Raw genomic sequence first — 13,870 nt, 5'->3', positions numbered from 1 at the left:
TACATTATTTCTTTCTGATTTTTTGTATAAGGGCAATGGCCTCTTCGACCCTCTTTTTAAGGGATTCATAGTCTTGGTTCGCCAGAATATCCTTACTGATCAACTGCGAGCCCATGCCTACACAAGTAACCCCGGCATCGAACCATCCTTTCAAATTGCTTTCTTCGGTAGTGACCCCGCCAGTGGGCATAATACTCGTCCACGGTTGAGGACCTTTGATGGCCTTAACGAATCCAGGACCATAAGTTGAACCTGGAAATAATTTGATAATCTCGCAACCGAGCTCTTCTGCCCTATTGATTTCGGTAAGCGTACCACAACCAGGCGACCAAAGTACCTTTCTTCGATTGCACACTACCGCAATATCTTCCCGCAATGAAGGCGTAACGATAAAATTAGCTCCCATTTGCATAAACATACTGGCTGCAGCCGCATCAGTGATCGAACCCACGCCCATAATCATGCCGGGCAGCTCTTTTAAGGCATATTTATTGAGTTCTAAAAAGACCTCGAAGGCAAAATCGCCACGGGCGGTGAACTCCATCAGTCGGGCACCCCCATCATAACAAGCCTTCATTACCTTTTTACCTAACTCGATATCCGGGTGATAGAACAAAGGGACCATCCCAGTATCCTTCATGACCGAAGCCACTTCCAATCTTGAATATTTTGCCATATTTTAATATTTATCGGGCCACCCTACCAGAGGCATCCCCACCCATTAGTTTCTCTACTTCATCTACGGTAACCAAGTTGGCATCCCCCTTTATAGTATGTTTTAAACAAGATGCCGCCACGGCAAAGTCCAAGGCATTTTGGTCGTCGTCGGGATACTTTAACAAGCCATAAATCAATCCCCCCATAAATGAATCGCCGCCGCCTACCCGGTCTACAATATCCGTAATTTGATATTGACGGGTATCGTACATCTTGGAACCATCGTAGAGGACCCCGGCCCAAGTGTTATGGGAGGCGGAAATAGACCCTCTTAATGTAGTGATGACCTTCTTCGCCTTTGGAAACTTAGCCATCATTTGTTTACAAACCGATAGGAAGGCCTCTGCATTGACATCATGGCCGTGTTTATGTACATCAAGACCTTCGGGATGTATTCCGAAGTGCTTTTCGGCGTCTTCCTCGTTTCCTAGAATAATATCGCAATACGAGGTGAGTTCGGTCATTATCGCCTCTCGATCGCCACCATACTGCCAAAGTTTCGCCCTATAATTCAAATCGGTCGAGATGGTAATCCCCATTTTATCAGCTGTTTTCACGGCCTCTAGGCACACATCGGCGGCACCTTGAGAAATAGCCGGGGTTATCCCGGTCCAGTGAAACCAGGCCACGTCCTCAAAAACCTTTTCCCAATCGATCATACCGGGTTCGATTTCGGCAATGGCCGAATGGGCCCTATCATAAACCACTTTAGAACCTCTAGATACGGCACCGGTCTCCAAGAAATAAATTCCTAATCGGTCTCCCCCGTAAATAATTTTGTCGGTGCCCACCCCTCTTTTTCGCATTTCCATAAGAGCGCATTCGCCAATATCATTTTTGGGCAAACGGGTGACGAAATCTACAGGTACGCCATAATTGGCCAAGGAGACGGCTACGTTCGACTCACCACCGCCATACACCACTTCGAATTCATTGGCCTGAGAAAATCTTAAAAATCCAGGTGGTGACAATCGAAGCATGATTTCACCGAATGTAACTACTTTTTTCATATACTATTAAATTGATGCTTTTATTAAAATTTGAAATATTCCTTTGCATTATTATAGCAAATATCTTGAACCAACTTTCCGATCCATTCCATATCACGGGGTAGTTCGCCACGTTGTATCTCATCGCCAAAGAGCTGACATAGTAATCTTCTAAAATACTCATGTCGTGGAAAGGAAAGAAAGCTTCGCGAATCTGTGAGCATACCAATAAAACAACTTAAGACGCCCATATTCGACAATGCGTTAATTTGCTTGGTCATACCATCTTTTTGGTCTAAAAACCACCATGCTGAACCGTACTGCACTTTTCCTTTAGCACTTCCATCGTTGAAATTACCGACCATGGTAGCCATTATCTCATTATCTGCCGGGTTCAAATTGTACAATATGGTTTTCGCCAATTTATCTTTGGTATCCAAGGTATTCAAGAACTTTGAAAGGCTCTCGGCCTGGGAATAGTCCCCTATGGAATCCCAACCGGTATCGGGTCCGAGTTTCTTGAGCATTCTACTGTTGTTATTTCGCAACGCCCCTAAATGAAACTGTTGCACCCAACCCTTTTCATGATATTGCTCCGCTAAGAAAAGTAAAAGGGAACTTTGAAATTTCAAGGCCTCTTCTTCAGATACGGGCGCACCCGTTCTTTTCTTCTTAAAAATAGCCTTGATCCCATTTTCGGAAAATGGTACGGCACTTATACACGTCAAACCATGATCGCTTATTTTACATCCATTGGCATGGAAATACGCTATTCTGTTTTTCAAGGCATCGCAGAGGTCTGTATACGAATCTATGGTCACTCCAGATGCGTTCTCCAATTTGTCAAGATAAGTATTGTAGCCTTCACTATCAATAAATAGTGCCTTATCAGGCCTAAAAGCTGGAGCCATTTTCGTACTGAACGGGTTTTTCGCTACCTTTTGATGGTATTCAAGCGTATCGACAGGGTCATCGGTTGTACAGACGGTCTCTACGTTCATTTTTTCAAGTAAACTCCGACAACGGTAGCCAGGGCTATCAAGTAAAGACGAAGTTTCTTGGTATATGGTCTCGGCCGATTTTGGATTCAGCAATTCATATACGTCAAAATATCGGGCAAGTTCCAAATGTGTCCAATGGTATAGCGGGTTCCGCATGGTATAAGGCACACTCTCGGCCCATTTCATAAACTTCTCTCGGTCGCTGGCGTTCCCCGTGATAAACTTTTCATCTACACCAAGGGTTCGCAACGCCCTCCATTTGTAGTGGTCACCATAAATCCAGACCTGGGTAATATTCTCAAATTGGGTATTCTCGGCAATATCCTTGGGCGGCAAATGGCAATGGTAATCTATAATTGGCATTTTGCTCGCATAGTCATGATATAATTCTTGCGAATACTTGTTTTCCAAAAGAAAATCATCATGAATAAAGGCCGTATTTTTTGACATCGTATGGGTTGGATTTATAATCGAATGTTTGTTAAGGATATTTTCACTGGGAATTCTCTATTGATTCATAAGAATTTGGGTGCCAAAACTAAAATTTTTATGCAATTCCAAAGAACTGTGGGTAATTTTTCACATTTTTTCAAAATTATATCTTTTTTATAATGAAATTGGTTGGGTTTCTAAGATAAATAAATTCATCCGTTTTACCCATTTAAATTCAACAGGTTCCTCACATCTAACACCTTTAACCTTACTTTCAAGACGTTATGCCTATTGAGTATTAAGTACCGGATCTTTCCTTGCGTCCCAAAATGTCAAAATCGTGTAATTTAAAGATGTAATCGATTACGCGAATATAATAGATTTCAGCAAACAATACAGAAAAATATAAGGATTCCCCCCTTAAAACTAGGGGGGGGGCATTTGTCATTATTTACCTTTGTCATTATCTACCTTCTGAAGTTTATACAATACACTTCTCGGTACTTTGATTACTGTTCCATGTCTTGTACCTTCAGGAAAGACGATCTTATCGGATATATCTTTCCACTCCTTTAAGTCATTTGAGGCGACAGCGCCGTACTTATGATCGATATATTTGTCGAAGTATACCACCCAAGTATCATCAACCTTTATGACTGTCGGCCCTTCGGCCCAGTAGTCGCCACTTATAGCACCATGTGTTTGCTTGTACGGACCTTCTAATGCATTAGCCATGGCAATTTTGATGTTTTTTTGGGGAGGTTCGATAGTTTCATCTTTCAAAAACATGATAAATCGATCGCCGATTTTTTGAATGGTCGCATCAATCACATTGAATCCTGGGTCGTATAATAACCGGGTCTCCTTAAAATCGTCAAAATTTTCTGTGGTGGTATAGTACATGCGATGATTATAGCCATCTTCCTTTTTACTTTTTGTTTCTGGGAATTTACCTTCAATTGTGCTTGCCCAATACATCATATAGCTATTCGTATCAGGATTATAAGTGATTTCTGGGGCCCACGTGTTCCTCGTCCCTTTTTCATGGGCCATAACGGGAATAAACTTTTGCTCCGACCAATGTATTAAATCGGAAGAGGAGGCATAGCCGATGCCTTTATCCGTCCAGCTAACAGTCCAGACCATATGATACCTTCCATCGCCGCCCCTAATTATACAGGGATCGCGCATTAATTTATCCTTTCCCACCTGTGGCGTCAAAAGAGGGGTATCATTTTGTATTGCCTCCCAAACATAGCCATCTGTACTATAGGCCAGATGCAATCCGTCTTCGCCATTCCCCTTAAAATAAGAAAATAGAAACACCTCCGTTTCTGGTATGAACCCTTCTTTTACAAGCCACTTTTCACAATCGACGGGCCATTGTGTATGGGTGCCCTGGGTGCCCAGACCGAAACCGTGCCCTCCATCTTTATAAAAATATATTTCCCCTTTTATGTCATTCTTTTCTAAGGCCGTAAAATACAATGCACTGTTTTCATCAGGTACAGCCGTATCATCAACAGCGTGTACCAAAAAGGCAGGGGGTGTAGTGCGATCCACCTGTTCTTCATTGGAAAAAGCATGTTTTAAAGCCATAGAAGGAGCATCTCCTAAGAGATTCTTTTTAGAACCTTCATGGGTTATACCCTCCATCATAGAAATCACTGGATACACCAAAATTGAAAAATCAGGTCTTGCGCTCGTCCCGTCAGTGGAGTAAACCTTTTTATTATATTGTGTCGATAAGGTCGAAGCCAAGTGGCCTCCCGCGGAAAAGCCCATTATACCAATTTTTGTAGTGTCGATATGCCATTTGTCGGCATTTCTGCGTACGATACGCACAGCCTCTTGTGCGTCTTGCAAGGGTCCGATGGTCTTATCCTCCATGATGATGTCGGAAGGCAATCGGTATTTTAAGACAAAGGCCGATATCCCTAAAGAATTTAGCCATTTTGCTACTTTATATCCCTCTTTCTTGATGGCCAAGTGACTATAACCGCCCCCCGGACAGATAACTACGGCAGCTCCGTTCGCTTTGCCCTCTTCTACCAGAAAAGGCGTCAATGTCGGTTCAGATACTTTACTGATCCCACGAATATCCCCCAATGAATCATAGGTATACGATTCTTTATATTCCACATTTGACTTGGCTCCGGGAGCACCATTCGGCCACAATTTCATCGGTTCTGATTGGGTAAATGCGAAAGGGCCATACCCCAAAAGCATGCATCCCGCAATACCTTTAATCACTTTGGTTTTCAAACTCATTTTTTATAAAGTTAAATGTCTCTTTCTCCAATTCAAGGTTTCAGCCAGGCCCATCTTTTTGCCCAATCCATCAAAAAAGACCTTCGATGTTTCGCCACGGTCATTGCACCCTGCTGCTCATTAATAAAAAGTTCGCGGTCCTTACGGTCTCCATACCAATGCCTTCCTACGCAATAATCATCAGGACTTGAAGTTCCCGGCCATGGAGTGATACTCACAAATTGACCTGTCAGCCCGTTGAGTTCGACTATGCTGCTGCTCGTTCGATACGTACAAACCTCTGGTCGCTTTGAAGCATACCGTACGCCATAGATCCCCTCGCCCAAATAGTACCCGGGCCATTTTTGGCCGGAAATCTCGAAAATAAAGCAGGATGAGTCTTGTTCGATATCGAGTTTCGGCCCTTTAAAATGCCATTCGAGCACATCATAAGCGGCAACCGTGTCGGTCTTGGTCGTATGACGTTCAAATACCCGCCTCGAACTGCGGCCGATGGGCGTGAAACTACCGCCCCAACTTTCACCAGCAGGTTTATTCGGATTGCCATTCAACAGGTAGACCAGAGAAGGGGTATCCCCCATCTTCAAAATACCTCCATAATATTGCCTGAATGCCCTTCCCATAGCTCCTTTTTCTTGGATATACTTTTCATAGAAGCGCTCGTTGGTTAAGTACTTAGGGGAGTCGGAGTCCAAAAACCATCCTCTATAGGTCGCGTTAGCTTCGATCATCCATAGGTCGGCATGGTTTTCGGCGATGTACGCATACGCATTGACACTCCACTTTTTATTGGGCCCGCCGATCCAATATACTTTTATCCTTTTCTTGATGTCAGGCGCATCGTGCAAGGCTTGGGCCACATCTTCAAGACCGCCCCAAACCAAAATCCATAGCGGTTGGTCAACTTCCCTTTGAGCGGACCGTATAATCCAGTTCGACCCTTCGGTAGCCTTACCAAACCCTTTAAAAGAAGCTGCAGAGGTGGCCCCTTGCTTACATAGCGCCCTTAAAGAATCGGCATCGGGAAAATCGGTTGTATGCTTTCGTAGCTGTGGCAAATCCTTTTCGTACAGCGCAATGATGTCTGTAAAGTCTTCCTTAGTGCCTGCTCCGTAAGGAGAAGATACAAGGCCCTCGATTTGAAATTGGTCCGCGTACATCAGTAAATGGATCATGGACTGAAAATCATCGGGATCTGTTCCGCCGATATCGGAACTGACCAAGATACGAGGTTTTACTTTCTGTGCGGAGCCCTGGGTACCGTAAAGCATGGCCACTCCCAAAAGGAGTACAAGGAGCATGTTCCCCCGCTTACGAAAATGTTGATACCCTATCTGCATGCTTGGTGTTCCATATGGTTAAACTGCAACTTCGCTGTAAAATAAGCCTGTTATTTTGAAATCAACGCTACCAAAAGAATATTAGTCCATTTTATAGACTTCACTCCCGGCCAATAAAAAGCATCCCAAACCATAGTCCTCAAAATCAGGGATTTTATCATAAGATAAGGGCTGCCCTTCTTTAGGCTCCTTTCCAGTGGATTGCACCCATCCCAAGAACCCGTTTTCGTGCAAACTATCGCTGATCATGGCGTTCCAACCCTTTTCGATTACAGGAAGGTACTTTTCTTTGCTTAAAATTCCATTGTTTACACCATAGGCCATGGCATACAAAAAAAGAGCGGTTCCCGATAATTCCTTGCCCCCAAAGTGCGACGGGTCATGTAAACTTACATTCCAAAAACCATCTTTCCGTTGAATAGGTACCAATGCCTCCGCCATTGCCTTCAGGTCATCAACATATTGCTGACGATGTGGAGTATCCTTTGGAATTATGGACAGCACTTTGGCCAACGCCCCGATGACCCATCCATTACCACGGCTCCAGTAGCAATCTTCGCCATTGGGTTCGATATAGGGCGGGTCAAAATCGGCATCACGCCACCAAAGTCCGTCCTCTGGGTTGTACAATCCCTTGTCACCATGTCGGTTTCTTGTGTACATATACATGTCATACATTTTCTCATAATAGGCGTCATTATTCTCTAAAACCCCGAGTTTGGCAAATACCGGCATGCCCATTTGAATGGCATCGATCCATGACCAATCATCGAGCTGCGGTGTGCTCAAAAGCATATCGATAGTAGCCTTTGTTTTTCGTAATTTTTTGGGGTCGGGTTTTAGATTGTACAGATCGATATACGTCTGTGCCGCACAATAATCGTCCGCATTTCGGTTGGCACTTCCATTTCTAAAACCCCATTCATGAAAATCGGCCCAAGCCAATGCATAGTCATAAAATTCTTCCCTAGGGTATATGCCATATAGCGCCATCAGGCCTTCATAATATACTGCACGCGTCCAAATGTTGCTCGGCCTTTCTTTATTGGTAATAATGGTTTTACCTACATCGGGCCACTTTTCCATAAAATAGCTATTGGCACGTTGCATTTGTTGCAACACTTCTTGACGGTTAATAGTCTGTGCCTTTATGGTACCGGCCACCATACCTATTATAACAGTACAAATCAACGTTCTCATCATCTTGCATTTAATTTTCTGATTTCAAGGGAATCAATCGAACCGGACCAATCAATCCGGAGGGCATTGGATTCCATTTCGTAGCATCGAATTTTTTATAATCTTTATCGACCATGTTTATTTCATGAAATATTTTCCATTCTTCTCCCCGTATTTCTTTGGCCCGTATTCGATTCGCAGGTAAGTTCGTCACTTCTACCACCAAAGTATTGGTCTTCTCGAGTTGTCCCGTTTTCAGGGTAAAGGGCACGGACCACGCAGTACCCAAATAGTTGTCATTTAACCAGACCTTGGAACTTTCACGTACCTCTCCGAGGTCCAACAAAAAATCCTCCGCCTCGGTTTCGGGTTTATCAAAAGTAGTCTTGTAGCGTGCAGTTCCTGAGAAGTATTCGGTATCAAGGCCCAAATCAGTCCATGAATGGAGCGAAGTAAGTACGGTATCTCGAGGAATCCTAGGACCTCCTTTTGTAAAACTGAGCTCCCAATGACCATGGATAGGGATCATATCACCGGCTTGGCTTGTATATTTCCAAGGTGGCGTGTCGGAAGTGCTTCCCGTTTTTAGAAAAAGGGAACGCCCCGATGAGATATTCACCTTAACCCGGGTACGCGCTCCCGTATTTTCAATAACCGCCTTTCCCATTAAATTGGTCAAGGGGTCCATAATCAATATCTCCTCGGCCTGAACCTCCAATGGAATAAACCCATTGACCGTTTCCTTGGTATGGTTGACCAAATAATATACCTTACTCCCGTTTACATCCCGACGGATATACTTAAGACCTGTGTCGACCAATGTTTCTGGCACTATGCCATTCGCCACAAGTGCTGTGGCACTCTCCGGTTTTATGTCGGTTACCCCGCGATTTTCATCTAGTAAAGCACGCATAGTTTTATTTTGCGCTTCATAATCGTAAAACCCTGGGACCGATTCGGGCAGGCCCTCAAAAATTATAGTAGCGCCTTTCTTTTTCAATCGAATAAGGTGCTCTAGGGTTCTCAAGGGCATTTTATCACTATCAGGCACTACCAAACCTTTATAGCTCCCCCCTGGTAGCACTATCTTACCATCGACGACTTCCGATTTGGCGATAAAGGCATCGGATATAAAATCAGTTCCATAGCCCTTGCGCATCAATTTATTTGCGGTGTCGTAGAAGGGGGTATCGTGGAGCCATTCGTCTAAAGAATGTATTTTGAACTGAAAAAAAAGATTTCCATCCAAATAATCGTCCCAAATGTCGTAGATCGGCCAGTACACCAAAAGATCATTATCAGGTTTGCCCGCTTGTAAAAGAGATTGACAGCGAGTTATATAGGAGAACAGTTCCGGGGCATCTTCCCATATCGTATTATTAGGATTGAAGTTTACGGAGGCATAAAATTTCCAGCCTGGCCAGGCGGCCCGTTGAGGCGAATAGGTAGAGCCGTGCAGAAAAATATGATTTACCCCGTTCAAGAGGAGGTCTTCCGCCTCTGGTTTGCACTGCGATAATGCCGTTTTAAAATGATCGCGCAACCACGTGAACGTTTCGGAAGAGGTTAACGGTTTGCCTGAAATATGGGCCGCAGATGAAGAAAATTTGAGCATGACCGCATCGGCATCGCCTTCCCTTATATCCTCCTTTTCCCTTCTAAGCCCGGGAATATCAAAAGGCATGGAGCCAAATGTTTCGCACTCTGGAATGTCTGCCGAAGCATAAAGATCGATCAGGTTTCCAGGGGATCCATGGGCCTGTAATTTGGATAGGGTTCCTTCATTGTGGGCCCATTCCGTCCAAGGCCGGTCGAACTCCGTTAGTAACAGATCCGACAAGGTTTCCCTATAATCGCTTTTTATTCGATTATAGAGTTGGGCGTTCTCAGGGGCCATCAATTTGTGGAGATGAGGCTTCAAATCATAGCCTCTTTTTGCCTCAAATATCTCAAAAAAATTAGGGGTAAAATCAGTTCCATAAACTTCAAAACTGTCATTGAAAATAGCCCTTGGTTTTTTCTCTAGCTTAGCAAAAGCGCTCTCAAAAGGGATCAAATACTCCTTTAATGCTTTTTTGGAATAATGATCAAGGGTATATCCCTGCCCTCCGGGAGCAGCTCGTTTCACCTGTTGACCCGTCTTACCGGTGAAGACCTTATAAAGCGTATAGTTGGTGCCTCTCGCCTTCCAGCTTAAAAAATTGCCCTTGAGTTTATCGGTGAGATCTGTGTATTCACCATCTTCCCCAAACGCCAGCACACATAGTAGGACTGCATTTTTCTTATTCTTTTCGTTTTCTACGATAATTTCCTGTTGAATCCGTTCACCCTTGAGAAGCCTTACCTCCTCTACAACCAATTTTGTCGCGGCAATAGCCGGGGTAACCTGTGGACCACCATAAGGCCAACCTGTACCTAAGGTCATGTCAACTTGCATGCCTAAACTATGAGCTGTCGTTATAGTATAGTCAAGCATCTCGATCCACTTCGGAGACAAGTAATCCAAGTAGTTGACCTCCTCCCCTTGAACCCCATAGATAGGCGTTATCTCAACACCACCTAAACCTCCATCGCTCAATGCTTGGAGATTTTGCCTAATTCCGGCCGTATCGACCGCATTGCCCATCCACCACCATCGCGTCCATGGCTTGGCGGTGTTCGATACTATCGCTTCCGCCGAAACGCCCTCCTGTGCAAACATCAGTACAGTTGAAGCAAAAAAGGCCAAAAGTAAAACCGGTAGGTTACTTTGTGCCTTATCCTTGATTCCATTTTTTTCTATCATTTTTAGTTCCCTTTAAAAAGAAAGGATGTTTTGAAAATCTAGCCGTGCACCTGAAAATGGTTTACGTTAACTTCTCTCTATTTTTTATGTATCGGATTATAGACCCCTACCGATTAAGTACTTGCCTTATGGGCCTAAAGGTAATTTTTTGTAATCGATTACAAAAAATTACGATAAACCTCGGGATTCATTGATCAAAACTACCCAATCAAGGCCTCAAAATACTGACTAGTGCTAAAAGGGGCATCCTGTACAATGCTGAATACATTAAACTTATACGTTTGTATTTCGATAAAACATGATCAAATATAGAAGTGCTTTAAATTTTTCGACGAGCATGCCGAATCTAAATTCGACTATTCTAAGCCTTTTGCGTTATCGATTACATAAAATAGAAAATGTTTTGCTACATTGTAGGGATAATTCAAAAAACACTTCAAACTTTGAAAGAATATAGTATTGAACATTTCACAAAAACCCATCCTTTTGTCCGTGAATAAGTCATTTTTCTTCATACTACTCATCACTTTAGGTTCTTGTACATCAGAGCGTTTTCAACAAGAGATACTCGTACATAATACATCGCAATTTTCTTTAAACGACAAACCCATTCGCTTGCGGCGGAAGCTCTTGCGAGTACCTAACGATAGCTTGGGGAAAAATCCTGTAATTACCTTTAAATTGGATACCATACCCTGTCAAATCAATGATCTTGACGATGATGGGATATGGGACGAACTTTTCTTTGTAGTCGATTTCAATCCTAACGAATCGAAATCCCTTGACCTCGACTGGGCTACCGGGCCATTTCAGTATCCCATAAAAACGAGTGTTAGATTTGGCAAGAGGGTTTCGGCAAAGGCCAAAGTTCAACCCGAAGTAGAGGAAGTGATGATGGCAGACGAGCTGCCTCTTACCCTTGGTTATCAACAGTACCAGACGGACGGGCCTTCATGGGAAAATGACAAGGTAGGATTTCGTCATTATCTAGATGGAAGGAACGCCAAAGATCTTTTCGGAAAAAAGACCCACAAAATGTCTCCCGAAACGGTGGGAATCAACAAACAAGGTGCGGTCGAAGACAATTACCACGTTATGGAAGATTGGGGGCGCGATATTTTGGCGGTTGGAAATTCAGTCGGCTTGGGCGGTTATGCACTAAGGGCCAAAGACACCTTGATGCGTTTGGGGGTCACCGTAGACGACTCTATAAGTAATGTGGCGCGTACGACCTTTAAGATACTTGCCGAAGGCCCCGTAAATTCTGTTCTGGAATATCATTACGAAAACTGGAAACCAAACGATAGATCTTACACAGTTCACGAAACCACTTCAATTTGGCCAGGGATGTACGGATATCAAAATACCGTTTCCGTTCAGGGTCTTAGAGGAGACGAGGAGTTAGCCATTGGCCTTGTCAACATTAACAATGATGCCCCTTTAGAGGTCATCGAAGAAAATGAAGAATTTGTGATGGTCTACACCCACGACAAGCAGAGTTACGAAAAGGAATGGTGGCTGGGAATGGCCCTTATACTTCCAAAATCACACTACATGGGTTATATCGAAGCACCAAAAAAGGGCCAGCTTTCGAATACTTTTTTGGCCCAAATGAAAATTCAAGAGAATCAACCCGTTCAATATTATGCTATAGGAGCTTGGGAGCTTAGCCATCCCAAATTTGCCGATCGCGATGCGTTCAAATCTTATGTTGTCGACCTTGCCCATCAATTATCTGCAGAGATCGACGTCAAAATTAACAATTAAAAAAACCAATGTATCTTTCTAAATTGAATCAGACCAGCCGCACAATAGGATTGTCCATTGCATTTTTTTTTATCATTTATGGGGTCCAAGCACAAGAACCGACTAATGACGTTACCACCCCCTTACATCTTCTCCAACCCGACTACCCGACCCCTTATGGCGCACCGACTTTAGCAGAAATCACCGAAACCCTAGATAGGGTTTATCTCTATTTAGAAAAAGAGACGGCTTCAAAATTGGTGAATTCGATGACCAATACCCCCATCACCGACCTAAAGAAATTAGATGAAAATACAGCTTTTGAACCAGGTGTGTTCCGGTTGACCAGCTATGAGTGGGGGGTAACCTATGCGGGCATGCTGCTGGCTACGGAAGCAACCGGAGATGAAAAATATGCTGATTACACCCGAAAGCGGTTGGAAATTTTTGCTGACATCGCGCCTTTTTATACCGAGAAGTTAACGAAAGATAAAACGTACCCATCGCCTATTAAGCAGTCTTTACAACCTCATGCCCTTGATGATGCCGGAGCCATATGTGCTGCCATGATTAAAGCCAAAGATTATGGCCTAGAGGCCGATTTACGACCGCTGATAGATAATTTCATCGACTATATCAGCCATCGACAATTTCGTTTACCCGATGGCACATTGGCAAGAAATAGGCCGCAACCCAATACGTTGTGGCTTGACGATCTTTTTATGGCTGTACCAGCTTTGGCCCAAATGGGTAAATTGACCGGCGACATGACATATTTTGATGATGCCGTCCAACAAATCAGACAATTCTCTAGCCGCATGTTCAATTCCGAAAAAGGACTTTACATGCACGGATGGGTTCAAGCCATGGGAGAGCACCCGGAGTTTCATTGGGCACGGGCCAACGGATGGGCAATCATGACCTTGGTAGAACTGCTCGATGTACTTCCCAAAGAACATGAGGGGTATCAAGATGTATTGAATCAATTACGTGCCCACGTAAAAGGATTGGTACCTTACCAAGATGGTACCGGTTTCTGGCACCAGCTCATTGACCGAAACGACACCTACCTTGAAACATCGGCTACGGCTATTTACACCTATTCCCTCGCGAAAGCCATCAATAATGGATATATTGATAAAATGGCCTACGCCCCTGCTACCCTATTAGGCTGGAATGCAGTCGCGACCAAGGTGAATACAAAAGGTCAGGTCGAAGGAACTTGTGTAGGAACCGGCATGGGCTTCGACCCTGCTTTTTATTACTATAGACCTATCAATGTGTACGCCGCCCATGGCTATGGGCCAGTCTTATTGGCCGGTGCCGAAGTTATTAAGCTTCTACAGCAAAACGAATTTGAAATTAATGACAGCTCTTTGCAATTAAAGACCAAAAATTGAGGAATATGAG

9 protein-coding genes are annotated in these 13,870 nt (G+C 43.8%); 2 read left to right on the top strand and 7 right to left on the bottom strand.

Annotated features, from left to right (window positions below):
- Nucleotides 1–4: 4 nt before the first annotated feature.
- The 7 genes from F2B13_RS08945 to F2B13_RS08915 all read right to left on the bottom strand — a co-directional run bounded on the left by F2B13_RS08945 (nt 5) and on the right by F2B13_RS08915 (nt 10,714).
- A complete protein-coding gene (locus tag F2B13_RS08945) occupies nt 5–676 on the bottom strand; it encodes a bifunctional 4-hydroxy-2-oxoglutarate aldolase/2-dehydro-3-deoxy-phosphogluconate aldolase (RefSeq protein ID WP_149274748.1) in 672 nt (223 codons plus the stop codon).
- Between the two features lie 10 nt (nt 677–686).
- On the bottom strand, nt 687–1,727 hold the full coding sequence (locus F2B13_RS08940) for a sugar kinase (RefSeq protein ID WP_149274747.1): 1,041 nt from the start codon (nt 1,725–1,727) through the stop codon (nt 687–689).
- Between the two features lie 23 nt (nt 1,728–1,750).
- Nucleotides 1,751–3,157, bottom strand: coding sequence for a glucuronate isomerase (gene uxaC, locus F2B13_RS08935; RefSeq protein ID WP_149304025.1), 1,407 nt, complete (start codon nt 3,155–3,157; stop codon nt 1,751–1,753).
- Nucleotides 3,158–3,586: 429 nt separating this feature from the next.
- Entirely contained in the window at nt 3,587–5,410 is a 1,824-nt protein-coding gene (locus F2B13_RS08930) for a prolyl oligopeptidase family serine peptidase (protein ID WP_232625211.1), read from the bottom strand.
- Nucleotides 5,411–5,442: 32 nt separating this feature from the next.
- Nucleotides 5,443–6,711, bottom strand: coding sequence for a nucleoside hydrolase-like domain-containing protein (locus F2B13_RS08925; RefSeq protein WP_149304024.1), 1,269 nt, complete (start codon nt 6,709–6,711; stop codon nt 5,443–5,445).
- A gap of 120 nt (nt 6,712–6,831) precedes the next feature.
- Nucleotides 6,832–7,917, bottom strand: coding sequence for a glycoside hydrolase family 88/105 protein (locus tag F2B13_RS08920; RefSeq protein WP_394348967.1), 1,086 nt, complete (start codon nt 7,915–7,917; stop codon nt 6,832–6,834).
- 43 nt (nt 7,918–7,960) lie between these two features.
- Nucleotides 7,961–10,714, bottom strand: coding sequence for a glycosyl hydrolase (locus F2B13_RS08915; protein ID WP_149304022.1), 2,754 nt, complete (start codon nt 10,712–10,714; stop codon nt 7,961–7,963).
- A gap of 492 nt (nt 10,715–11,206) precedes the next feature.
- Between F2B13_RS08915 and F2B13_RS08910 the strand changes: the two genes are divergently transcribed.
- On the top strand, nt 11,207–12,481 hold the full coding sequence (locus F2B13_RS08910) for a DUF4861 domain-containing protein (RefSeq protein WP_232622969.1): 1,275 nt from the start codon (nt 11,207–11,209) through the stop codon (nt 12,479–12,481).
- 8 nt (nt 12,482–12,489) lie between these two features.
- On the top strand, nt 12,490–13,860 hold the full coding sequence (locus F2B13_RS08905) for a glycoside hydrolase family 88/105 protein (protein WP_149274741.1): 1,371 nt from the start codon (nt 12,490–12,492) through the stop codon (nt 13,858–13,860).
- Nucleotides 13,861–13,870: the final 10 nt, after the last annotated feature.

The organism is Pareuzebyella sediminis, assembly GCF_008367235.1.
GTDB classification, from domain to species: domain Bacteria; phylum Bacteroidota; class Bacteroidia; order Flavobacteriales; family Flavobacteriaceae; genus Pareuzebyella; species Pareuzebyella sediminis.
Note: the sequence above shows the minus strand (reverse complement) of the source record. Positions and strands in the feature narration are given on the sequence as shown.

Excerpts from the sequence above, each read along its gene's own strand:
- uxaC (WP_149304025.1), bottom strand. The coding sequence starts at position 3,157 with ATGTCAAAAAATACGGCCTTTATTCATGATGATTTTCTTTTGGAAAAC.
- F2B13_RS08930 (WP_232625211.1), bottom strand. The coding sequence starts at position 5,410 with ATGAGTTTGAAAACCAAAGTGATTAAAGGTATTGCGGGATGCATGCTT.
- F2B13_RS08915 (WP_149304022.1), bottom strand. The coding sequence starts at position 10,714 with ATGATAGAAAAAAATGGAATCAAGGATAAGGCACAAAGTAACCTACCG.
- F2B13_RS08940 (WP_149274747.1), bottom strand. The coding sequence starts at position 1,727 with ATGAAAAAAGTAGTTACATTCGGTGAAATCATGCTTCGATTGTCACCA.
- F2B13_RS08945 (WP_149274748.1), bottom strand. The coding sequence starts at position 676 with ATGGCAAAATATTCAAGATTGGAAGTGGCTTCGGTCATGAAGGATACT.
- F2B13_RS08925 (WP_149304024.1), bottom strand. The coding sequence starts at position 6,711 with ATGCTCCTTGTACTCCTTTTGGGAGTGGCCATGCTTTACGGTACCCAG.
- F2B13_RS08920 (WP_394348967.1), bottom strand. The coding sequence starts at position 7,917 with ATGGTGGCCGGTACCATAAAGGCACAGACTATTAACCGTCAAGAAGTG.
- F2B13_RS08905 (WP_149274741.1), top strand. The coding sequence starts at position 12,490 with ATGTATCTTTCTAAATTGAATCAGACCAGCCGCACAATAGGATTGTCC.